Annotated in this window: 22 protein-coding genes; 14 read left to right on the forward strand and 8 right to left on the reverse strand. The window is 59.3% G+C overall.

Annotated features, from left to right (window positions below):
- Positions 1 to 74: 74 nt before the first annotated feature.
- The 3 genes from modA to modC are packed head-to-tail and all read left to right on the forward strand — an operon-like array spanning position 75 to position 2534.
- Positions 75 to 800 (forward strand): molybdate ABC transporter substrate-binding protein, encoded by a 726-nt coding sequence (modA, locus tag A15D_RS06205; protein ID WP_102791248.1) that lies wholly within the window; start codon positions 75 to 77, stop codon positions 798 to 800.
- Positions 790 to 1488, forward strand: a complete 699-nt coding sequence (modB, locus tag A15D_RS06210) for a molybdate ABC transporter permease subunit (protein WP_102791221.1) — start codon at positions 790 to 792, stop codon at positions 1486 to 1488. The genes modA and modB overlap by 11 nt, the downstream gene beginning before the upstream one ends.
- Positions 1485 to 2534, forward strand: coding sequence for a molybdenum ABC transporter ATP-binding protein (modC, locus tag A15D_RS06215; protein ID WP_102791222.1), 1050 nt, complete (start codon positions 1485 to 1487; stop codon positions 2532 to 2534). The genes modB and modC overlap by 4 nt, the downstream gene beginning before the upstream one ends.
- Before the next feature lie 17 nt (positions 2535 to 2551).
- Here the strand turns inward: modC and A15D_RS06220 are convergent, their stop codons facing one another.
- Positions 2552 to 3646, reverse strand: coding sequence for a prolipoprotein diacylglyceryl transferase family protein (locus A15D_RS06220; protein ID WP_022984348.1), 1095 nt, complete (start codon positions 3644 to 3646; stop codon positions 2552 to 2554).
- Positions 3647 to 3766: 120 nt separating this feature from the next.
- A complete protein-coding gene (locus A15D_RS06225; protein ID WP_102791223.1) occupies positions 3767 to 4033 on the reverse strand; it encodes a hypothetical protein in 267 nt (88 codons plus the stop codon).
- 173 nt (positions 4034 to 4206) lie between these two features.
- Between A15D_RS06225 and A15D_RS06230 the strand changes: the two genes are divergently transcribed.
- Entirely contained in the window at positions 4207 to 5775 is a 1569-nt protein-coding gene (locus tag A15D_RS06230; RefSeq protein WP_102791224.1) for a GMC oxidoreductase, read from the forward strand.
- Between the two features lie 17 nt (positions 5776 to 5792).
- A complete protein-coding gene (locus A15D_RS06235) occupies positions 5793 to 6365 on the forward strand; it encodes a hypothetical protein (protein WP_102791225.1) in 573 nt (190 codons plus the stop codon).
- A gap of 31 nt (positions 6366 to 6396) precedes the next feature.
- On the opposite strand, the gene A15D_RS06240 is transcribed toward A15D_RS06235, so the two are convergent.
- The 3 genes from A15D_RS06240 to A15D_RS06250 form a co-directional block, all read right to left on the reverse strand.
- The gene (locus A15D_RS06240; protein WP_158245784.1) at positions 6397 to 7221 is read right to left on the reverse strand and encodes a DUF2914 domain-containing protein; all 825 of its coding nucleotides are present in this window, start codon (positions 7219 to 7221) and stop codon (positions 6397 to 6399) included.
- 209 nt (positions 7222 to 7430) lie between these two features.
- The gene (locus tag A15D_RS06245) at positions 7431 to 7973 is read right to left on the reverse strand and encodes a YecA family protein (RefSeq protein WP_102791227.1); all 543 of its coding nucleotides are present in this window, start codon (positions 7971 to 7973) and stop codon (positions 7431 to 7433) included.
- Between the two features lie 165 nt (positions 7974 to 8138).
- Positions 8139 to 9230, reverse strand: a complete 1092-nt coding sequence (locus tag A15D_RS06250) for a diguanylate cyclase (RefSeq protein WP_233192120.1) — start codon at positions 9228 to 9230, stop codon at positions 8139 to 8141.
- Between the two features lie 168 nt (positions 9231 to 9398).
- Between A15D_RS06250 and A15D_RS06255 the strand changes: the two genes are divergently transcribed.
- From A15D_RS06255 to A15D_RS06275, 5 genes are all read left to right on the forward strand, one after another.
- The gene (locus tag A15D_RS06255; RefSeq protein ID WP_102791228.1) at positions 9399 to 10493 is read left to right on the forward strand and encodes an acyl-CoA dehydrogenase family protein; all 1095 of its coding nucleotides are present in this window, start codon (positions 9399 to 9401) and stop codon (positions 10491 to 10493) included.
- Positions 10494 to 10503: 10 nt separating this feature from the next.
- Complete coding sequence (locus tag A15D_RS06260) at positions 10504 to 11703, forward strand: acyl-CoA dehydrogenase family protein (protein ID WP_102791229.1); 1200 nt, start codon at positions 10504 to 10506, stop codon at positions 11701 to 11703.
- Positions 11704 to 11969: 266 nt separating this feature from the next.
- Positions 11970 to 12767: an SDR family oxidoreductase gene (locus tag A15D_RS06265; RefSeq protein WP_102791230.1), complete on the forward strand. Its 798-nt coding sequence runs from the start codon at positions 11970 to 11972 to the stop codon at positions 12765 to 12767.
- Entirely contained in the window at positions 12767 to 13621 is an 855-nt protein-coding gene (gene ttcA, locus A15D_RS06270) for a tRNA 2-thiocytidine(32) synthetase TtcA (protein WP_022984358.1), read from the forward strand. Before A15D_RS06265 ends, ttcA begins: the two co-directional genes overlap by 1 nt.
- 242 nt (positions 13622 to 13863) lie before the next feature.
- Positions 13864 to 16032: a malate synthase G gene (locus A15D_RS06275; RefSeq protein ID WP_102791231.1), complete on the forward strand. Its 2169-nt coding sequence runs from the start codon at positions 13864 to 13866 to the stop codon at positions 16030 to 16032.
- Positions 16033 to 16173: 141 nt separating this feature from the next.
- On the opposite strand, the gene A15D_RS06280 is transcribed toward A15D_RS06275, so the two are convergent.
- Complete coding sequence (locus A15D_RS06280; protein WP_102791250.1) at positions 16174 to 16935, reverse strand: hypothetical protein; 762 nt, start codon at positions 16933 to 16935, stop codon at positions 16174 to 16176.
- Between the two features lie 337 nt (positions 16936 to 17272).
- Between A15D_RS06280 and A15D_RS06285 the strand changes: the two genes are divergently transcribed.
- From A15D_RS06285 to A15D_RS06295, 3 genes are all read left to right on the forward strand, one after another.
- Positions 17273 to 18097: a hypothetical protein gene (locus A15D_RS06285; protein ID WP_199175804.1), complete on the forward strand. Its 825-nt coding sequence runs from the start codon at positions 17273 to 17275 to the stop codon at positions 18095 to 18097.
- Between the two features lie 193 nt (positions 18098 to 18290).
- The gene (locus A15D_RS06290; protein WP_022984362.1) at positions 18291 to 19367 is read left to right on the forward strand and encodes an AraC family transcriptional regulator; all 1077 of its coding nucleotides are present in this window, start codon (positions 18291 to 18293) and stop codon (positions 19365 to 19367) included.
- Positions 19364 to 20101, forward strand: coding sequence for a lipase secretion chaperone (locus A15D_RS06295; protein ID WP_102791233.1), 738 nt, complete (start codon positions 19364 to 19366; stop codon positions 20099 to 20101). Before A15D_RS06290 ends, A15D_RS06295 begins: the two co-directional genes overlap by 4 nt.
- Here the strand turns inward: A15D_RS06295 and lnt are convergent.
- Both lnt and A15D_RS06305 read right to left on the reverse strand, forming a co-directional pair.
- A complete protein-coding gene (lnt, locus tag A15D_RS06300; protein ID WP_102791234.1) occupies positions 20064 to 21641 on the reverse strand; it encodes an apolipoprotein N-acyltransferase in 1578 nt (525 codons plus the stop codon). The two genes, A15D_RS06295 and lnt, sit on opposite strands and share 38 nt — an antisense overlap.
- Entirely contained in the window at positions 21641 to 22204 is a 564-nt protein-coding gene (locus A15D_RS06305) for a hypothetical protein (protein ID WP_146026856.1), read from the reverse strand. The genes lnt and A15D_RS06305 overlap by 1 nt, the downstream gene beginning before the upstream one ends.
- A gap of 200 nt (positions 22205 to 22404) precedes the next feature.
- On the opposite strand from A15D_RS06305, the gene A15D_RS06310 reads away from it, so the two are divergent.
- Positions 22405 to 23073 carry a tRNA (guanosine(46)-N(7))-methyltransferase TrmB gene (locus A15D_RS06310; protein ID WP_102791236.1) on the forward strand — a complete coding sequence of 223 codons (669 nt, stop codon included), beginning with the start codon at positions 22405 to 22407 and terminating at the stop codon, positions 23071 to 23073.
- Positions 23074 to 23105: the final 32 nt, after the last annotated feature.

Genomic DNA, 23105 nt, shown 5'->3' on the forward strand with positions numbered 1-23105 from the left:
GCCCGTCAGCGACATGGTACTGGGGGAAATATTCAGGCTAGACTGTTTCCGTTGTGAACTTTCGGTTCCGTTTTATGCGTTACCTTTTGCTGCTCTCCCTGTTTTTACTCCCGCTGATGGCGAACGCGGATAGCGTTCGCGTGGCGGTCGCGGCCAATTTCGCGTCTCCCTTGCGCACCCTGGTCGCGCTGTACCAGCGCAGTTATCCCCAGGCAGATATCCAGTTGACGGTGGCGTCCACCGGTAAACTTGCTGCCCAGATTCGTCAGGGGGCGCCCTACGATATCTTTCTTGCCGCCGACAATCGTCGCCCCCTGGAGCTTGCCCGCGAAGGCTGGTTGAAGCCTGAAACAGTACGCACCTATGCCCAGGGTGTGCTGGTAGTGTGGACACCGCGCCCTGGCGTACCGATTACACCGCAATCCCTGCGCCAGGGAAGCCTGCACACGGTTGCACTGGCCAATGCCAGAACGGCGCCCTACGGTCAGGCTGCGCAAGCGGTGTTGTCAGCCTTGCAGGTGCCGAAATCGGTGACGTTGGTACGCGCTGAAAATGTCGGGCAAAGCTATCACTTCGCCCATAGCGGAGCGGCGGCTGCGGCATTTGTGGCACTCAGTCAGGTTCTGGGGCAGGGCGGCAGCCAATGGCGGGTTCCGACGTCACTGTATCCCCCGATTCTGCAACAGGGCGGGCTGCTGAACGATACGCCTGGCGCGTCGCAGTTCTATGACTTTCTGTTTTCTGCAGCTGCGCAGCAGCAGATTGAGGCCTCTGGCTACCGGGTGATGCATGCTCAGTGATGGTGACTGGTTGGCACTCTGGGTCGGTATCAAGCTGGCCCTGGTAACCACCGCGATCCTGTTGTTGCTGTGTACGCCGCTGGCCTGGTGGCTGGCTCGCCGGCGTGTGCCCGGCGCGGCATTGCTGGAGGCCATTTTTGCCTTGCCTCTGGTGTTGCCGCCGTCGGTATTAGGTTTTTACCTGCTGATTGTCCTGGGGCCGCAAGGGCCAGGGGGATGGCTGGCACAGCTGGCCGGCATGCGCTCGCTTGCGTTCAGTTTCCCCGGTCTGGTGATCGGTTCTGTGGTGTATTCGCTTCCCTTTGTGTTGCAACCCCTGAAGAACGCCTTTGTGGCACTGGATCAGCGGCAGCTGGACATGGCGGCGGTCGCCGGGGCGCGGCCACTGGATCGGTTCGTCAGTCTGGTATTGCCTCAAGCCAGGCCCGGTTATGCCAGTGCTGCCATGCTGGGCTTTGCTCATACCCTGGGGGAATTCGGGGTGGTGCTGATGATTGGCGGCAGTCTCGCGGGGCAAACCCGGGTGGCATCCGTCGCGCTTTATGAGCACGTTGAGGCGGGGGATTACGCCAGCGCCCATCGATTGGCGGCGGTATTGATGGTGATCTCGGTGGTGTTGCTGTGGGCGTTGTTTCGCTGGCAACGCCGGGCCGGCGCCCAGGCCCGAGGCAGAGGGGACTGGCTGTGACACTGGAATTCGACATTCACGGCCGGGTTGGCGACTTTCGGTTACGTGCCAGCGGCGTGTTGCCCGGCAGGGGGGTCACCGTCCTGTTTGGTCCTTCTGGTACGGGCAAAAGTTCGTTGTTGCAGATGTTGGCTGGACTCCTGCCCTGCGAGGGGCATGTACGTTTTGATGGCCATTCCTGGCAGAGCCGTCATGCCGCCTTGCCCGTCTGGCAGCGACCGCTGGGGATGCTGCAACAGCAGCCCGCGCTGTTTTCGCATCTGACCGTGGCAGGCAATCTGGAGTATGTGCGCAAGCGACGTGGCGGCGGGGTCGATGTACCGGCGATTGTCCGGGAAGTGCGCATTGAGGGTTTGCTCCATCGCCGCGTTCAGGGGCTTTCTGGCGGTGAGGCCCAGCGGGTTGCACTGGCCCGTGCCCTGGTTGGGGATCCCGCCTTGCTGTTGCTGGACGAACCCCTGTCAGCGGTGGATTTGCCCCATCGGGAGTCCCTGCTGCAACGAATCGCGACGATTGCCCGCCGCATCCCCGTTCTCTATGTCACCCACAGCCTTGATGAGCTGTTATATCTTGCGGACCAGGTCTGGCTGATGGACAACGGTCTGCTGCAGGATCAGGGACCCGTGCACCAGGCACTGGCGAGCCTGGATGGCCCTCTGGCCACACGCAGCGACGCCTGTGCACTGCTCAATGGGGTGATGGGTGGATTTGATGAGGAGGATCATTTGCAGGCGGTGAAAACCGGCCAGCATGTGTTCTGGTTGCCTGCCGCCCAGTCTCGCGCAACGGGAGAACCGGTTCGCCTGCGCATCGCGGCACGGGACGTTAGCCTGACCCGTTCTGTGCCGGAGGGTTCCAGTATTCTGAATATCTTGCCGGTCACCGTTGTCGCGGTGACCCCCTGCGGGCCGGGTCAGCATGTGGTGCGTTTGCAACTGGATGAACACATTGTACTGGCGAGAATTTCATCGCGTTCATTACGGGAGCTGGCGATCCAGTCCGGCCAGCGCCTGTATGCCCAAATCAAGGCAGTGGCACTGGCGTAAGCGGTGACGTTAGTGGATCACTCAGCAGCATGAGGGTGCTGGCACCCCGCCTGATGCCGCCAGTCCTCGGCCAGCCCAAAGCGCAACTCGCCAGTGGTAATGGTGCTGGTGCCGGAAAAGAAGAACATGATCACCGTGATCAGTTGCAGGCTCAGTATGACTCCCGGCGTCCACAGCCCGGCAAACCCGGCTGCCAGACTGGGCGCAAGATCCGCATGGGCTGGCAGCACTATACTGATGATCACGCCATAGAGTGCGGCCAGCATGGCCATACATTGGTAGGCCGAAAACAGTTTGCTGCCACCGCGATAATCGGCCCGCAAGGTCTCGGAGTACACCCGCCACAATTGGCTGCCGACCAGCGACAGGGCAAACGCCAGTGCAAACAGCCCATGGAAGAACAGTGACATGCAAATCAGGGCGAGGCTGGTGTAGACCACGCAGGTGACAGCCTGAATCGGGATAACGGGCACCGCTTCCATCTCACCTGCGAAGGCAATTTTCTTGGTCTTGCCGATAAACACATGGTTGAGGGTGGCGAACATCCGTTGTGCCCAACGGGGAGCTTTGCCGAGCGCCTGACCATAGCAGCAGCCAAAGCTGATACAGGCAAGACGGCCGATACCTTCCCCGACCACATAGGCAATGGACATGGCTGCCAGCATGGGCAGGGCAGGTAATGGGGTTTCCCACCAGCGTTGGCTAAGTGTGTCAGCCAGCCACAGGAACAACGGAGCAATCAATATACCTACAAAGCTGGCTCCGCCCACGGTGAAGCCGTGGCGGTTCTTTTCAACGATGGTGGCAATGATCTTGGCCGCGGGCAGACAGATCACCAATACCCCGGCAGTCAGGGCCAGCGCGGTCAGTAGCGACACTCCAGCGGCGGAGGTGAGCAGGATAAAACAGGCGACGCCACACCCTCCCGCCAGTCCGGTGAAGAGTCCATAGAAGGTCAGGTTTAACCCCTGCCAGGCACCGTCATGGCGTTTCTTGAGGGGAAGAGAGGCCACAAATTGCCAGCGCTCCTCCGGCAAGTGCCGAAACAGGAAACGAAAAGCCAGGGCAAGAAACAGGGCAACACCGAGCAGGAATCCGTCTGCAGCTGTCATCGTCAGTCTCCATCACGATTTCTGCACAGCGTGAGGGCCTGGCGGTGCAGGGCCGTGACAATGAGGTGACGTTTGGATGAAACCCCAGACACAAGGGACAAGGGGTTATCGAGGGACGCCTTAGTCGCGGTTGCGAAGAAAGCTTTCTGCAGCCTGCACGATCAGTTCGGTCACTGAGCGATCTTCCATCAGGGCCTGCATCTTGAGGCGCTTGTGCAAGTCGGCAGGGATATCAGCAGTAAGGCGACGGTAACCTTCGCGTACTGCACCCTGTCGGGGACGGGCTGAGGGCTTACGGTTTTGGGCGGAAGCGCTAGAGGGAGTGGCAGCACGGCGTTTACGCGGGCGTTGCTGTTCTTCAATACTGACGAAATCAATCTGTTCCATGGGCTGTGCCGGCACCGGTAAAAACAGCGCGAAGGGTACTGGAAAGCCCCTGAAATAGACAGGATTGACAGCAGATTTTATAGTGCAAAATCATGATTAAAAAAACGAAGTTGGCACTCAGCGACTGAATAAGCAGGGACGGCGCCAATTTCACCATTTGGGTTGGGGAGAACATGGAAAAAGTTGACGTGCTGGTCATCGGCAGTGGTTTCGGTGGCGCAGTAATGGCTTGCCGTATGGCAGAGAAGGGAAGCAAGGTTCTGGTACTGGAAAGAGGCCGTCGCTGGCTGGCGTCGGAATATCCGTCGGTCACTCAGCGCGATTGGTTCTGGGACGAAGACGAACCGGAAAAACAGAACGGTTGGATCGACTTCCGTTATTTTGGTGACATGAGTGTAGCCATGGGCGCCGGTGTGGGAGGTGGCTCACTGATCTATGCCAACGTCAGTATCGAGGCAAAGCCGCAAGCATTCGATCACGGCTGGCCGGAAGCCATTGACTACGCGACCCTGAAGCCGCACTACGACACTACCGGGGTGATGCTCAACGTACAGACCCTGCCTGAAAACCAGTGGACGCCGCGCACGCATTTGATGAAAGAGGCCGCTGAGGCAACCGGGGCCGGTGAACGGTTTATGGTTGTGCCCCAGGCGATCACCTTTAATCCCGACTGGTCCAGTGATCTTGATGATGCCTATGATGCGCGGCACAGCAAGCAGTGGACCAATGATCAGGGCAAACAGCAGGGGACCTGCACCCATTGCGGTAACTGCGATTTGGGCTGCCCGGTGCAGGCCAAGAACACCCTGGATCTGAATTATCTGGCAGCGGCTGAGAGTGCCGGAGCCGAGATTCGCCCGCTTCATCATGTGCGGACGATTCGCCCGTTGACTGGCGGCGGCTATGAAGTCCGCGCGCGAGATCTGGATGGCCAGTGTTGGCGTGTGTTCCGGGCAGAAAAAGTCATCGTGGCAGCCGGGTCTGTGGGATCGACGGAATTGCTGTTGCGCAACCGGGATCAGTACAAGACCCTGCCAAAACTCAGCCGGGCATTGGGGCATCAATGGTCTTGCAATGGTGACTTCGCCACCGCAGCAACCTACAAGGGCCGGTCGATTTCTCCGACCCGGGGACCGACAATCTCTTCAGCCATTGATTATCTCGATGGCAGTGACGGTGGGGCCCGGTATTTTGTCGAAGACGGCGGCATCCCTGATGTGATGGGCAGCATGCTGGACCGACTGGGCAAGGACCCGCGTTTCCGCGGTACCCGGCTTGGTAAGGCCATGCTGAAATACGGGCAAAGCAGTGACCCGTTTTCGGAAATGATGCCCTGGTTCGGGCAAGCCATGGATGATCCGGGCGGCCGCTTTTATCTTGGCCGTCGCTGGTACTGGCCCTGGAAACGAAACCATTTGAAACTCAACTGGGATTACCGTAAGGCAGAAAAGGCCGTCAATGGTTTGTCCGAGCGTCATCTCGCGCTGACTGCTGCCACGGGTGGGGATCCGTCAACACCCCCCAACTGGACCCTGTTCAAGGATCTGATCACTCCGCACCCGCTGGGCGGCTGCAATATGGCCGATAGTGTTGATAGCGGGGTGGTGAATCATCGCGGGGAGGTGTTCAATTATCCCAATCTGTTTGTGATCGACGGCGCAATGGTACCGCGGGCCCTGGGGTTGAACCCGTCTCGAACCATTGCGGCACTGGCGGAATACGCTGCCAGTGAGATGCACTAATTAAGAAGGATTTGGTTATGAGCGATGCCCGTTTCAACGTGGTGTTTTCCGGCCAACTGGTTCGTGGTGCGGACCCGGCCACAGTGAAAGCCAATCTTGGCCGGGTGTTCAAGATGGATGCCGCCCGGGTTGAAAAGCTGTTTTCCGGCCAACCCATGGTGCTGAAGAAAGAGGCGGATCAGGCCACCGCCATGAAATTTCGGGCGGTGTTGAAGCAGGCGGGGGCGGAGTGCGAACTTAAGCCTTCTGCCCCTGCGGCGTCGCCGACATCACCGCCACCAGTCGAACAGGCAGGAAACGGCGCGGCGAAAACGACCGCGTCCAACGCACCCGCTGTAGACGCAGATCAAGAGAGTGGAGAGTTGGAAACCGTTGGCACGATCCGCACTGGTGGGACAGGTTTCTCCGGGGCTTTTACGGTGGCCGATGTGGGGGCTGACATGGACAACAGCGATCACCAGCCGCCACCGGATGCACCGGATGTCAGTCACTTGAGCATGGCAGCTGCAGGTGAAGATCTTGGCCAGAAAAAGGATCAGAGAGCAGAGGTCAAACCGGATATCAGCCATCTCTCTCTGAAGGACGACTAGTTGAGGTGGCACCTAGCGATCAACGGCGGTCTCAACCATTGGTTGTAGCTGCCTGAAACCCCTCGCTGCCTTCCGCAGTGCCGCCCAATTGCTCCAGTAACTGCCGACGACTCTTCAATGCGGGGTACACCGGGCTGTTTTCCGAAACACTGATCATGAGTTGGTCCAGCAGCTGCCTGGCACCGGCAATATCCCGCTGGCGGATCAATTTGCTCAGTTGAGCGAAGGCTTCGTTATCATTTTCCAGTGCTTCCAGTTCAGCAAGCTGGTCGGGATTGTTGGTGCGTTCCCGGGCCAGTTTGATCGCGCGCCGTGCGCCGCTGGTGTCTCCCAGCTCCAGTAATTCTTCAATGGCCGTATAGTTTTCCTGCAGGTCTACAGGTGAGTCGTTATGGCGCTTGGGAGGCGAGGGAGGGGCGACGGCAGTCACCTCTACAGTCGTTGTTTGGCTCGCTACAGGCTCGCCAGCGCTATCCGCATCGACCAGATCCAGGGTCCATTGCCCCAGTTGGCAGCCGGACTCGGTGGTGACAGCAACCTGCCATTGGCCGCCGGCTTCCACGGCCAGGTTGGCAAAGCTCTTGGAAGACCAGGTTCGCCAGAAATCTGAACCGATGCTCAGGCTGACGTCGGCCACCCGTTCATTGTTGTAGCTCCAGCGGTGGTGAAGTTCGCTGCCCTTGCCATCGGTAACTGCGGTATAAAAAAGCAACTCTTCCAGACTGACCGGGGCCTGGGTCAGTTCACTGACGGGTTGGCGGTCTTCCACTGCTGCGGTGAAGGTCGCGGCTGTCAGGATGGGGCAGGCCTCGTCGCTGCTTTGCGCCGTTTCGGCAGACCCGAGCACAGGGGCCACAATGGCTGCCGCTACTGTCAAAGATCGCCAATATCGCGCCGTGAAATATCGCACCGTCTATCCCCCTGATCATCACCGGTGCCCTGACTCCCTGGGCCCTGTGAGTAAAATTTCGTAGTTGTTGTTCAGCCTCTAGAGTAGTGGCTGGGTGATGGCACGGCGTGGAACTGGATCACGCCAACAGGGCTTTGGGACGGAAAATCGTGCCGTTAATCGGAATCGTCGTTTTCGGGGCCGTGGAATACCAGAAACAGCTCTTCCAGCAGGTCAGGGATACTGAGTGCCATCTGTCGAACCAGCTGTGTGTTATTCCAGATATCGTCCAGCGCTTCATCTTCATCGAGGCCGGAGATCAGTACAAAGGGCAGGAGCATTTCTGCCATGGTGGACTCGTCGTCCTGATACCAGGCGCCTTCATCGGCGAAAACGCCCGTCATGAAACCGGCGCACCAGCTGGCCAGATCCTGGCCATCTTCTTCCTGGTAAGGATCCAGAAGGCAGGGCAGGTTGATGGGCTCGCCACTGGTGAGCTGTGACTCCAGCCGTTGGCACAGGTCATCAAGTGCGGTTTTAACGGTCTCGGGTACGTCCAGCTCCAGAAGCTCGGCGTAATTGATGTCCTCAAATGCTGGCCCCACAGCAAGTGCGCACAGCAGGCCGTGCACTTCAGTCCAGGTAGGAGCGTCTTCGCCAAGGCTCTGGAAGTGTTTGCGAACAGTGTTCTTGAGGCTGGGATTGGTTATGTCTGACATGGGCCCTCCAAGGTCAGCAAGGATAGCGGCACAGGCGTGTGCAGGAAACCGCAAATTGCTCAAGGTGCATTCTGTGAGCACGACGGGAAGTGTGGCGAGGCTTGGTGTCAGATTACGGCGCCAAGCGTCGGATCCGTTTTCCTGTCAGCCATTGCGCTACGAACCTTATTCCTGGGCCAAGATAATTCGGTTTCGGCCAGCCGCCTTGGCGTCGTAAAGGGCGGTATCCGCCCGATGGGTAAAGGACTCAGCGGATTCGCCACTGTGATAGGCCGCAAGCCCGGCAGAAAATGACGTCTTGATGGCGTCGGAAAAGCCGAAATCCTGGTCGCTAAAGCGTTCACGCAGGCGCTCCAGGGCGGCCATGCACGCTTGCCGGGAGGCATGGGGGAACAGCACAACAAATTCTTCCCCGCCGTAACGTGCCAGCAGGTCTGAGCGCCGTAACCCCTGACTGGCCAGTTCGCTGAAGCGGCAAAGTACCTCATCCCCAGCGGCATGGCCGTATTGGTCATTAACCTGCTTGAAGTGATCCAGGTCGATAATGGCGAGATGCAAGGGGCTGGCGTTTCGGTCTGCGAGGGACATCTCTTCTTCCAGTCGCTCAAGGAAGTGCCGACGGTTGTACAGGCCGGTAAGCTCGTCACGGATGGCGATTGCCGACAGCCGTTCATGCGCTTCCCGCAAGCTTTCACGCTGATCCCTGACCCGGGTCTGGAGATTATGAATATAGCCGCCCACATAGATGAACCAGCACAGGCCAAGCGCGAGAATAATCCAGTGCCCGATCAGGTAGGAAAACACCACGGAATGTGGGCTGGTGACTAATTCGTACACGAGCAGGGCGGTGAAACAGGTCAGGGTAAAAAGCGCCATCAGCATCAGGCCTCGGCGGTCCAGTGCGAAGACTCCGAAGGTCATGACCATGAAATAGATACTGAGCATGGCACCGCGCAGCTCTCGGGAGTAATACAGAATGGCGGTGGTGGCCAGGATGCCGGTGGCCATCTGCAGGAAGGTGAGGCTGGGATCCCTCAGTCGTTCGCTGAAGCCGCTGCGGATCATGAGATAGAAGAGGGCGTTGATCCCGTAGAGCCAGCCAAAGATCAGGGCGTGGGGGGTGCCAGGCTCAAAAGCGCTCAGTTGAACACCGAGGAAGGTGCCCACCCAGAGCAACAGATAGGAATACAGCGCCATAAACTGGCGGCGCAACCGGATGGCCCGCTCCGGCGGATCGCTGGGAATCAAGGTAAACACGAAGCCACAAAATCCTTGTGAAGAGTGTTGTTTTATTTTTCGACAACTTTACCGTTTTTATCGTCCGAGGTCACAGTCCTTGTCATTGTTCACCGTAGACAATCGCTGGCAGACTGTGGACATCAAACAAACGTTTGATTGCTGACGATAATCACTATGAGGTTCGGTATGGATTCAGCTCCGTTCGATCTAACACTCACTGAAGAGCAACGTATTACCCGCGAGAACATGCTCCGCTTTGCGCGTGACACGCTGTCACCTGCGGCCAGGGCTGCCGATGATGCCGCCTGTCCTGACGCTGCCCTGGTGGCAGGCATTCAGGAATTCGGTCTGGCGTTGATGCCCATTCCCGAAGCGCTGGGCGGGGTCGGTATGCCGCGTTCCCCGCTTTCCAATGCGTTGGCGTGTGAGGACCTTGGGCAGGGCGACATGTCCCATACCCTTGCTGCCCTGCAGACCATGGGGGTGGTGAATGTGCTGGTCGAAGGGGGCAGCGAGGAACAGCAGGAGCGCCTGTTGCCAGGGCTGGCCAGCGGTGAAGCGGGCCAGGCCGCCGTTGCACTGACCGAGCCCCGGGCAACCTTCGAGCCTACGGAGTTGGCCACCCAGGCAGTGAGTGCAGGTGGTGAGTATCGTCTAAGTGGCACCAAGAGCCTGATCCCCATGGGGGAGGCGTGCGGATTGTTTGTGGTTGTGGCTGCCACAGAGTCGGGCCCGGCCGGTTTTCTGGTGTCCAGCGATCTTCCCGGGGTCAGCGTCAAGGCCGAGCCGGCCATGGGGCTTCGCAGTGCCGCACTGGCCACTCTGGAGCTGCAGGATGTGGCGGTCAGCGAGGCAGACAGGCTCCCGGGCTTTGATCTGCCGCGCCTGCAGGCGTTGTCATGGATCGGGCAGTGTGCCTTGGCGGTGGGGTGCTGCCAGGCGGTGCTGGATTACAGCATCCCCTATGTGAAAGAACGCAAGGCATTTGGCGAGCCCATCGCCTGGCGTCAGTCAGTGGCGTTCATGGTGGCGGACATCGGTATCGAACTGGAAGGCATGCGCTTGTTGATGTTGCGGGCGGCCAGCCGGGCGGAGCAGGGGTTGTCGTTCTATCGCGAGGCCTACCTGGCCCAGCTGCAATGCATGGAGAAAGCCATGCAGATCGGCACCAACGGTATTCAACTGTTCGGCGGAGCCGGCTTCGTCCGCGATTACCCGTTGGAAATGTGGTACCGCAACCTGCGCAGCATTGCCGTGCTGCACGGCAGCCTCGTCGTATAAGGAGACCGACATGATCAATCTCGAACTTCCGCAAAAATTGACCCAGGTACAGCAAATGGCCCAGCAGCTGGCCAGTGGTGTCTTCCGACCGATCTCCCGCAAGTACGACGCCATTGAGCATTGCGATACCCCGGAAGAGCTCAAGCCGGTGGCGCAGATGATGGCCGCCATGAGTGGCGGCGGCAAAAAAGGCGGTGGCAGTGGCTCCGATGGCATTAAAAACGGGGCCAACATGATGGGGATCATGGGCGTTGAGGCCATGTGTTGGGGGGACGTGGGCTTGATGCTGTCTATCCCCGGAAGTGGTCTGGGTAACGCGGCGATCTCGGCGGTGGGCACGACGGAGCAGAAGCAGCAGTACGGCAAACTCTACTGTGCCATGGCGATCACCGAGCCGGGGGCCGGGTCCGATTCCGCGGCTATCAGCACCACGGCCGTGCGTGACGGCGATGAGTGGATCCTGAATGGCGAAAAGATCTATTGCACGGGCGGGCAGCGTTGCGATGCCGTGGTGGTGTGGGCAACCCTGGACAAGGCGTTGGGCAAGGCGGCGATCAAGTCATTCATTGTGCCCCGTGATAACCCGGGCATGAGTTTGGTGCGGGTGGAAGACAAGATGGGCCTGCGGGTCTCGGATACGGCGGCATTATCGCTCAACGATTGCCGGATCCCGGTGGACCATGTGCTGGGCTCAGCGGAGATCGCCGACACCGAAGAGGCGCGCAAAAAAGCCTTTGGTGGGGTCATGCAGACCTTCGATAACACCCGTCCCCAGGTGGCCGCCATGGCATTGGGGGTTGCCCGTGCTGCACTGGAAATCACTCGTGAAATCTATGAAAAAGAGCAGGTTAGCGCTGATTTCTCGAAACTGCCTTATAACTCCACGGCCCGCGAACTGGAGCTGTATCGGCTGGAGGCGGATCTAGAGGCAGCACGACTGATGACCCTGAAAGCGGCCTGGATGGCCGACAACGGTCAGCCCAATTCGAAGGAAGCCTCCATGTGCAAGGCCAAGGCAGGGCGCATGGGCAATGAGGTGACCCTCAAATGCGTGGCGCTGTGTGGTGAGCTTGGATATTCCGAGCGCACCCTGCTGGAAAAGCTGGCCCGTGACTCCAAGATCATCGACATCTTCGAAGGCACCCAGCAAATCCAGCAACTTATCGTGGCGCGGCATCTGCTGGGGTTGTCGTCCAAGGAGCTGAAATAGCTGGCCTCGAACGGGCTTCGCTTGCCGGGTGGGAAAACCGGTTCGTCAGACGTCTGAAGTCGGACGTCTGACGCGAAAGACAGACAACCCGTTGCCCCAAGCTCGCGGACCCTGCAGAGGTACCTTGGCGAGTTGGGTTGGGGCGTCAGACGTCAGACGTCTGACCAGACTGGCCACATAAGCGTCCCTGAAATCCGCGAAGAACCTTTGGTTTTCCCTCCGATCCCATTACCCTCTGCGGTATTCATATTCTGGGAGACGGCAGTATGTCCAACAGCCTGGCAGGCAAGATTGTCTGGATTACCGGTGCCTCTTCGGGCATTGGTGAAGCAGTGGCCAAGTCCTTTGCCCGTCGCGGGGCGCGGCTGGTGTTGTCAGCCCGTCGTGAGGCGGAGCTTGAGCGGGTTCGTGAAACCCTGGTCAATGCGCAGGAACATCTGATATTGCCATTGGATCTGGCAGACAGTGGCGCCATGCCAGCCGCGGTGCAGGCCGTGCGCGAGCGCCTCGGTGGGCTGGATATCCTGGTGCACAATGGCGGCATTTCCCAGCGTTCACGCGTGGCAGACACCGATCTGGCGGTAGACCGTCGCATCATGGAAGTGAACTTCTTTGGCACGGTTGCGTTGACCAAGGAGGTATTGCCCTGGTTCCGTGAGCAGGGAGAAGGGCGCTTTGTGGTCATCACCTCCCTGGTCGGCGAGCTGCCCACACCGCTGCGCAGTGCTTACAGCGCCAGCAAACATGCCTTGCACGGTTTCTTTGAATCCCTGCGAGCAGAAGAATACGACAATGGCTTGCGGGTCACCCTGGTGATGCCCGGTTTCGTGCGAACCCAGGTCTCTGTCAACGCGCTCACTGCGGATGGCTCAGCCCAGGGCAGCATGGATGATGCCCAGCTGAGTGCCATGCCGGCGGAAGAATGCGCTGAACGGTTGCTCAAGGCCGTGCAGCAAGGCCGTGATCAGGTTATCATCGCCGGCCGCGAAAAGGCCGGTGTGTACCTGAAACGCTGGTCTCCGCCCCTGTATCGACGACTGATCCGGAAGATGAAGGTCACCTGATGTCAGATAGCCTCGACGCCAAGAAAAAGACGCGCTTCAACAAGCTGCAGAAAAAGCTGCGGCGGGAAGTGGGCCGTGCCATTGCCGACTTCAACATGATCAGTGAAGGCGACAAGGTGATGGTGTGCCTGTCTGGCGGCAAGGATTCCTACACCATGCTGGAAATCCTGCGCAATCTGCAGCATTCCGCGCCGGTAAACTTCGAGCTGGTGGCGGTGAACCTGGACCAGAAACAACCGGGTTTCCCCGAGCACATCCTGCCAGAGTATCTGGAGAAAGAGGGGGTGGCGTACCACATCCTGGAAAAGGACACCTATTCCATCGTCAAGGAGAAGGTGCCGGAGGGCAAGACCACCTGCGGTCTGTGCTCGCGCCTGCGTCGCGGCAGCTTGTATGGCTTTGCCGAAGAGATTGGCGCCAACAAGATTGCCCTGGGCCATCACCGTGACGATATCGTCGAAACCCTGTTCCTGAATATGTTCTACGGCGGCAAGATGAAGGCCATGCCACCGAAGCTGCGCAGTGATGACAACCGCAATATTGTTATCCGTCCGCTGGCATACTGTCGCGAGAAGGACATTGTGGAATTCTCCGGCCTGAAGGATTTCCCGATCATTCCCTGCAACCTGTGTGGTTCCCAGGAAAACCTGCAGCGTCAGGTGATCAAGGAGATGCTGCAAAAATGGGATCGGGAACAGCCGGGGCGGATCGAGAATATCTTTGCTGCGGTACAGAACATTGCCCCGTCCCAGCTGGCTGATACTCGCCTGTTTGATTTTGAACATCTTGAGCAGGGCCAGCAGCGGGGTGGCGAGCAGGCACATCGCCTTGACGTGGTCAACCTTTTCGGTTGATCGCAGACTCGCCAGTCACGCTAAATTATGTCACTAAACATGATTCGTGGCCGCGTTTCCGCTAGAATACCCACCGATTTTTTCGCGAGCAGCCGTGTCTGGCTGTATTCTCGCAGTAGCACCCCCCGGGCTTGATATGGTTGCCTGATCCGCTCACTGGACAGGCCTGACAATACATTGAGTCAGCACCATGAAAGCGCCGTTTTATTGAAGATTCTCTGGACCAGAAGGGTAGGAGCACCATGACCGATCGTATTCAGAAGGGTAGCCTTGAAATCGCTGCTGAACTCCATGATCTGGTAGTCAACGAGATCGCGCCGGGTACCGGCGTCGACCCGGATCACTTCTGGGGCGAGCTGGAAGCCATCCTCAAAGACCTGGCGCCCAAGAACAAGGCGCTGCTGGAAAAGCGTGAAGCGATCCAGGCACAGATGGATGAGTGGTACAAGGCGCGCAAGGGCCAGGCCATCGACATGGCTGAATACAAGCAGTTCCTGTCCGAGATCGGCTACCTGCTGCCGGAAGGCGATGCGTTCAAGGTGACCACCGAGAACGTGGACGAGGAAATCGCCACTATTGCCGGCCCGCAGCTGGTAGTACCGGTGAAGAACGCCCGTTTTGCCCTGAATGCGGCTAACGCCCGCTGGGGCAGCCTGTACGATGCCCTGTACGGCACCGACGTAATTTCCGATGAAGGCGGCGCCGAGAAAGGCGGTGCCTACAACCCGAAGCGTGGTGCCAAGGTGATCGCCTGGGCGCGCGACTTCCTGGATAACTACTTCCCGCTGGCCAACGGTTCCCACAAGGACAGCACTGGCTACGCGATTGTCGATGGCAAGCTGGTTGTGTCCCTTGGCGGCGAAAAGACCGGCCTGAAAGACGAATCCCAGCTGAAAGGTTTCCTGGGCGACGCCGCGGCTCCCACCGGCGTACTGGTCAAGCACAACAACCTGCATGCTGAGCTGCAATTTGACGCCAGCCACCCGATTGGCGCGGATGACGCTGCCAACATGAAAGACGTGCTGCTGGAATCGGCCATCACCACTATTCAGGACTGCGAAGACTCGGTTGCGGCGGTTGACGCTGAAGACAAGGTCGAGGTGTACCGTAACTGGGCCGGCCTGATGAAAGGCGACCTGCAGGAAAGCTTCGAAAAAGGTGGCAAAACCCTGACCCGTTCCATGAACGGCGACCGTGAGTACACCGCGCTGGACGGCTCCACCCTGACCCTGCACGGCCGCTCTCTGCTGCTGGTGCGTAACGTGGGCCACCTGATGACCAACCCGGCCATCCTCATGAACGGTGAGGAAACCCCGGAAGGTATCATGGACGGCATGGTGACCGTTCTGGCTGCCATGCACGACCTGAAAAAGATCAACAAGCTGAGCAACAGCCGCACCGGTTCCGTGTACATCGTGAAGCCGAAGATGCACGGCCCGGAAGAAGTGGCGTTTGCCGTTGAGCTGTTTGGTCGTGTTGAGAAGGCGCTGGGCCTGGCCGACAAGACCCTGAAAATCGGCATCATGGATGAAGAGCGTCGCACCACCGTGAACCTGAAAGAGTGTATCCGTCAGGCCAGCGACCGGGTGATCTTCATCAATACCGGTTTCCTCGACCGTACCGGCGATGAAATGCATACCTCCATGGAAGCCGGTCCGTTTGCTCGCAAGGGCGACATGAAAGGCATGCCGTGGATCAATGCCTACGAGGCGTGGAACGTGGATATCGGTCTGGAATGCGGCCTGCCGGGCCACGCCCAGATTGGTAAAGGGATGTGGGCCATGCCGGATGAAATGGCACAGATGATGGCCAACAAGGCCGGTCATCCCAACGCGGGCGCAAACTGTGCCTGGGTACCGTCCCCGACGGCGGCCACCCTGCACGTGACCCACTACCATGAAGTGAATGTGGCCGAGGTTCAGGCCAAGCTGGCCAGCCGTGAGCGTGCCTCCCTGGACGACATCCTCACGCTGCCGCTGCTGGACCGTGAATTGTCTGCTGAGGAAATCCAGCAGGAGCTGGACAACAACGCCCAGGGCATCCTCGGTTACATGGTACGCTGGATTGACCAGGGTGTTGGTTGTTCCAAGGTGCCGGACATCAATGATGTGGGCCTGATGGAAGACCGCGCTACCCTGCGTATCTCCAGCCAGCACGTGACCAACTGGCTGCACCACGGCATCACCAACAAAGACCAGGTGATGGAAACCCTGAAGCGCATGGCTGAAGTGGTTGATCGTCAGAACGCCAACGATCCGCTGTACACGCCCATGGCCAAGGACTTCGACGGCTCCGTTGCCTTCCAGGCAGCAGTAGAGCTGGTATTCGAAGGCTGCTCCCAGCCGAGCGGTTACACCGAGCCGGTTCTGCACCGTCGTCGCCGTGAACTGAAAAAGGCAATGAATAATTAATAGTTAATAATGAATAGCGGCGCGCTTGCGCGTCGTTGATTGCCTGAAAGTATAGAGGCCGCGCCCAATGGTTGGGCGCGGCCTCTTGCGTTTGAGAAAAGACGAAAGCTGCTCGCGCAGCTATTAATTATTCATTATTAACTATTCATTAACTTCCACCATCACCTCAATGGGCAGCACCAATGTACTTCGCTGGTGGCTGCTACCGCCTATGCCTCGCTGCTGCCGGGATTGATCAATCCGGATGCTCCCCATGGGGTGCCATTGGCCTGGTGTGACGCGCAGGGTGGTAGCGCTGTGCTGGGTATTGGCTGTGGTGTTGCCGGAAACAGTGTCGTGTTGCTGCTGAATACTGAGTACCACCTGGCCGTCCGGGAGGCTTTGCGGGGTGACCTCTATGCCCTGATCGAGTGCGGCCAGCTGGGTTCCGTAGGCGCCGTTCGACAGTGCCAGTAATGTGCCTCGACTGATGCGTGCGGGATAACCGGAGAGGGTGCGTATCTGATAGTGATCGTGCTGCTGCTGTCGGGACTGCTGTGCTCCAATCTGTACCTGTGCGTCGAGATCTCCCTCACGATTGCGGCTCACCGTGCCCTCAAGGGTCTGCTCTTTGCCAGTGGAAGAACCGCTGCGCCGCAGATGGACAACAACGGTCGCCGGTTCGGCGTCCAGATTACCCAACACGCCTTGCAGGCTGCGCAGGTTTTCCGCTGTGGTGCGGATGATCAGCTTGCCGCGATAGGCCTGAACTGAACCGCCAGCAGGCAGTAACGGCTCAATGACAGGCAGCAGGGCGGCAGCATCAGGACGAGAAATGACATGCATCTCCATGGGCTGGGCCCGCAGTGTGGCTGTCAGGCTTAGCGTCATGATCAGGATCGCAATAGTCAGCAGATTGGGCATGGCGTTGCTCCAAAGGGGGCCTGATATCAGGGTGCAGGACGCCAACGCATTGTGAAAGTGAAAATCCATCTGTGACGCCATTCACGGCCGGGATGAGGACTGCCTCTGTGGGGTGAACCTGAGCCACTGTTGAACGGCAAATGGCGTCGGTGCCGTTATATCGGCCTATCTGCTGCCGCGACAGAATCGGTGCTGCCTGTCGGGAATCTTGTGTGTTTTCCGGGGCGGGTCGGGGCAGCCTGAACCCGCATTGGCAGTGTAAAGATAACGGCTGATGGCTTGGGAGAGCGATCGGGCAGGGCTGCCCCGCACATTAATCGATCGAAAGGGACCAATAATGAAAATCCATGATCGCGTTACAACGAGGAATATCTCCACTCTGCTTCGCGCGGGTGCAGCCCTGGCGGGGCTGTTGCTCAGCGCTGCCGTATTGGCCGGCAATGGCAGTGACCCCTTGGCCCCGTATGAGGAAGACGGGCCCTATACCACGACCCGTCATTCAGGCGGCCTTGGCTGTACCATTTACCGCCCTCGCAACCTGGGTAGCAACCACCCATTGATTGTCTGGGGCAACGGCACCGGTGGTACCCCCACGACCTACGGTTCAGGTCTTGAGCATTGGGCGTCATGGGGCTTTGTGGTGGCGGCGGCCAACACCAGCAATGCCGGCTCCGGCGATGAAATGCTTGATTGTATTGATTACCTGCAGAACAGCAGTTACGCAGGAAACATTGATTTCAGCAAGATCGGTGCGTCCGGGCATTCCCAGGGCGGCGGCGGCACAATCATGGCAGGTCGCGATGCGCGTATTACGGCAACCGCCCCGGTGCAACCGTACATCCTCGGTCTTGGCCACCAGACTTCATCCCAGTATCAGCAACATGCGCCTATGTTGCTGTTGTCCGGCTCGCTGGACACGCTGGCAGGACCGACGTTGAATCAGGCGCCGGTATTCAGCCGTGTAGACGTGCCCGTGTTCTGGGCGACGCTCAACGGCGCCAGTCACTTTGAGCCGGTGGGAGACTTCGGGGACTACAAAGCCATGACCACTGCCTGGTGGCTGTATCAGCTCAGCGGCGACAGTGACGCGGCCAGCCTTTTCACTGGCGCTTGCTCTGCCTGTGGGCTCTCTGATTGGGACGTAGAACGCAAGGGGCTGTAAAGCCCAACGGTCACAGGCAATCCTGGTGGTTGCCTGTGACGACACTGCCCCCGGAATTGCCATGCTGATTTGTTCGCATTGTGGTGCTAGCCTTGATCCCGTAGCCGCCTCGTGGAGGCCTCGGCCGCCGTGTTGTGGTGTGCTGCCGGGCAGTCATGAGCATCACAACAAGAACAATCTCCGGGAGTCTCCGATGGATCTGGACCCCAACAGCGGGCTGGTTCCCCTTCATCGTCATCCTCTGGGTTTTATCGAGGCATTCTGTCATCTGGGAGCACCGCTGGAGCGTCTCCTGGAAGGGACCGGTTTATCCGCCCCCATGTTTGAGATGCAGGAGGTGATGATCAGCTACCGGCAGTTCCAGCGACTTCTGTATAACGGCATTCATCTGTGCCAGAGGCCGGGTCTTGGACTCGCGGTGGGCATGCACTTTGACTGGAGTTACTGGGGGCCGGTGGGGTATGTCGTCCACTGCAGCCCCAGTTTGAAACACGCCGGCGAGGCGTTTCGCCGTTATCTGGTTACGGCCCAGCCGTTATTCGCCGAACATGCGGCACAACCGAATGCCTATCTGGACGCGGATGGGCGCATTGTCGAACCCATTGATTACATGACGGGCAGTGATGATGACCCGTTGATGCGTGACTTTATCCGTGAATGGCGCCTCGCCATCACGTTGCGAATCTGGGATCAGTGTGGCAACAAGTCGGTGGCAGATCCTTCTCTGCATGTCCGTCTTGGTTTCCCTGAACCCGCGGATCGCCGCCCTTATGAAATTCTCCCCTGTGACAGCCTTACCTTTGGGTGTCAGGAATACGCTATTTCTGCGCATATGGACTATGTGTTTCAGCGCTTTCGTCCGTTTCGCAAACGGGCTTTTGAAAAACTGATCCGGGAATGCGAACGGGAGCTGACCCACAGGGTGGAGGCGGTGACGTTTACCGAGCGGGTGTTCTGGCACGTGCGGGCCTATTTTCGCCCGGATCTGGATTTGAATGCGGTGGCACGCCAGATGCGGCTGACGCCCCGTAGCCTGACCCGCCGGCTAGCCTGCGAGTCCGCTTCCTTCCGCAAGATCCTCTATGAAGTGCGGATGGAAATTGCCAGCCATCAGCTGCGTCATTCGAGTCTCGACGTGGATGAGGTGGCGGCACTGGCCGGGTTTTCCTGTGGCTCCAGCCTGCGTCGGGCCGTGAAAGGCTGGGCGGGAATGACCGTCAGTGAGATGCGTAATCAAGAGGGGATAGGTAGTCGGGGCAACCTGACATGACCTGGCGGGTTATTCAGGCGCTGCTGCTGGTGACGCTGTCGGCAGCGGTATCAGTGTTGTTGTTCTTCGCGGTGAGTGAAGGTAAGGGGGATGGCCGCAGGCTGGCGACTCATGACCCTGGCGCTCCGGTCGTACAAACCCGCGCTGAACTTGCCGACAGTCGCCGTGCGGGTTCGAACGTCGCCTTGCATCCACAGCAGCCATCCGGGCGGCTGGATAGCCCATCGCAGCGGCGTTGGAGCGAGCAACAGGTGGAAGCGACCCTGGCGGGGTTGCCGGTGGATGAGCAGGGCAACCTTCAGCCAGGGCGCGAGTTACGTGCTGTACTGGATACCGTTTTCCTTGGTGGCGATGCGTCACTGACCTTGGCTGAGCTTGCCTGGCTGCAACAGCAGGTCATCGCGGTCATGCCTGACACCGCCGGTCGTCAGGCTGCTGACGTGATGGAGCGTTACTTTCACTACAGCAATATGTACCGGGATCTGTCCGGCAGTTTCCAGCAGCGCAGTGGGGTCGAAGCCCTGGCCAGCGGGCAGCAGCAGCTGGCACGTCTGCGGCGCGATTATCTGGGGGAGGCGTTGGCCAATGCCTTGTTCGCGGACGAGGAGCGCATGGCTCGTGTCACCTTGCACAACATGCGTACCCAGATGAATACCCGGTTGGACGACACTGAAAAAGCAGAGCAGTGGCAATGGCTCACCGGGGAGCCGGCCGACCCCGAGGGCGATGAGTAACTATTTCGCCCCTCAAGGCCACCACCAGTATCAGACCTGCAAGCGCGAGACAGAGCGCTAAAAAGACGTTGGGGTAGCGACTGTGCAGGGTCGGGCCATGGGAAGGGATGGGGACCTCGGCGAGGTAGGCCGCTTCTGTGCCGTAGGGGCTATGAACCCAGGGGCGACCATCAGGGAGAAAGACACCGGAAGGCCCGTTGTTGATCACATGCAGAGCGGGGCGGCCGGTCTCCACGGCGCGCAGGGCTGTGGCACGCCAGTGTTGCCAGGGTTGAGCCGTGTTACCGAACCAGGCGTTGTTCGACACGATGACCAACAGTTGCCGGTCGGCTCCCACCCGGCTGGCATCGGCGACCAGTGAGGGGAACATGACCTCGTAGCAGATCAGCGGTATGAGCTGAGTGTCGGTACCGGCGATCGGGAGCCCGGCAGGCTGGTGGCCAGCGGCAATATCACTGAAAAATCCGCTTAACCATTGTCTGGCCCAGCGGGAGCTGTCAGGCAGGTACTCCAGAAGGGGCAGGTATTCACCAAAGGCAACCCGTTTCTGTTTCCGGTATCGGCCGGCCTCGAGGCCACTGGCCGACACCCAGGCCACGGTGTTGAACTGCCTGCCATCCGCTACCTCAATGCCTTGCAGCAAGAGCGGGGTGCGCATCGCTTTTGCGGCGCGGTGGATGGCCTGTCGAACCCGGGGCTGCTGAAAATAGGCACTGAAACCGGTCTCCGGCCAGATGATCACCTCGGCGCCCTCCACGGCCAGTTGTCGGGACAGGGCCAGTGACCGCGGGTCGCTATCGGTGTATCCGGGTGTCGATGTGCGGGTTTCACCTGCCGGCCCATTTTCCTGCACCCACCCAACCCTGAGGCGGGTGCCCGGCGGGCTGGCGCTCAGCAACACCACCGCGCCATAGCCCAGCCAGAGGACGATTAACAGGCCGCTCACCACCTGGTGGATCCTGTCGCGCCGTGGTGTCGCGGAGCGGGGACGCAGGTACTGATAGAGCAGGGCGTTAGCCAGTGCGATGATCGCATCCAGGCCATACACCCCGGTAAGACTGACGCCTTGAATGGCGACGATGAAACGGCTCTGGGTTTCTCCTAACTGGGCATTGAAGAGGGTGGGAAAACCGGCAAAGGCCAGTGTAACGATCACCGGGAAGATCAGCAGGCAAGGCCAGCCAGTGCGTTGTTGCAACCCGAGGTACACCACAGACAGCAGCGCCAGCTGCAATGCGCCATAACCCCAGAACAGCGCAGCGATTAGAGCGGTGATGACAGTCCCGGCATCCCACAGCGCCTCAATAAAATGCAGTACCCAGTTTGCGGCAATCACCTGAAAGACGATCCCTGCCACCAGACCGCACCGCCACGCTTGCCTGACAGGCCTGGGCGAAGGGGAATGCAGTGCCATCAGCAGTGGTACAAAAGCCACCCAGACCAGTAAATACAGGGAACCAAAGGTGAAACCGAGGCCCAGTAGTGCCCCGGCCAGCAGTGACAGGCCAAAGGGGGTGGGTTTGACTGGTCGCAATGCCATCAGGGCATATCCTGCTGCAGGGCTGCCTGCATCAGGTTGTGTTGTCTGAACAGGGAGGATGCGTGTTCCCCGAAATGGTCCGCTTGCAGTTGTTGCAGGGCTGGCAGGGCGATTCCGGGTTGTTGGGCAATGGCAACCTGATAGTTTTGATACTGCTGCCACAGGCGCTCGATGGCCGTCGCTGTCTCAGCGGAGAAAGTGCGCACCAGGATAGCGTAGGTGCGGGCCTGTTCGTCCGGGGTGAGCGGCCGGTGCATGGCCTGGGTCGCATGTTCCAGTGCGACCAGGGTGCGGGTGTCATAGAGCAGCGCCCCCTGTTTTCCTACTGGCAGGTACTGGATCATCTTCTGCAGGGCAGGCCAGTAAGCGGAATTGTCAGCGTTGGGCCATCGCGGCAAGGTGTGGGTTTGTTCTGCTTTGGCCTGACTGCTCCACTGACTCAGCGACACCACCGACAGCAGGCAGCTTGCCAGAAGAGTGCAGATGAGCACACAGATCAGCAGGCGCAGCCCCCGGTTGTGGACAGCGTATCGGCTTGACTGGCGGCGGGATTCCATTCGCATTCCGTGTCGTCTGATGGCAAAAGCGGGCTCGAAGAAGCCGGCGAAAGATGCCGAAAAAGGGAAAGACTAGGCCCCCGTCGGGCAAATGGCTGTCACATGGCCTGCCTGATTACGTCCATTGCGGCCGCTCGGGTTATCGGCGGGCTTGGTGGCAGGCATAATGCACTGCCCGTTATCGCGATCTCAGCCGCAGGAGCGCCATGTTCGCCAACAGCCGTACCGTGACCAGCAATCAAACCGGGCAGCACCAGGATCTCGCCCTCACGGTCAGGAAGCATCTTGATCACCCGTGGCAGGCACCGGTGAGCTCTCATGACCGGCAGGCCTTCCATCAGCTACAGACCTGGCGCGATGAGAATGGGCCTGGTCACCCTCTGATGCTGGACTCCGGCTGCGGGACGGGGCGTTCCTCTGTGGCGTTGGCGCTTTCTCAGCCGCAAGCATTGGTTGTCGGTGTGGATCAATCGGAGGCACGGCTTGGCCGGGCGCTGACGCGGTTTTCTCCGCTGCCTGCCAATCTGCTGTTATTGCGGGCGGACTGTGCCGGACTGTGGCGGTTGCTGGCGGAGCAGGGCATCGCCGTGGCGCGTCATCAAATTCTCTACCCCAATCCCTGGCCGAAGAGCGCCCATCTCAAACGCCGTTGGCATGGCCACCCGGTGTGGCCCTGTCTGCTGGCCATGGGAGGCGTGCTCGAATACCGCAGCAACTGGCGGGTGTATCTGGAAGAAGTCGTTAGTGCGCTGGCAATGACCGGCGTCAGCAGCGAACTGCAGGCGCTGCCTGAGCAGACATCCCCGCTGACGGATTTTGAGGAAAAGTACCAGGCCAGTGGGCAGCCCTTGTGGCGTCTCACGGCAACACTTTAAGTTAGGGAACCTCTGAATAACTCCTTGCATGC

It is taken from the genome of Alcanivorax sp. MD8A (assembly GCF_002888555.1).
In the GTDB taxonomy this organism is placed as follows: domain Bacteria; phylum Pseudomonadota; class Gammaproteobacteria; order Pseudomonadales; family Alcanivoracaceae; genus Alcanivorax.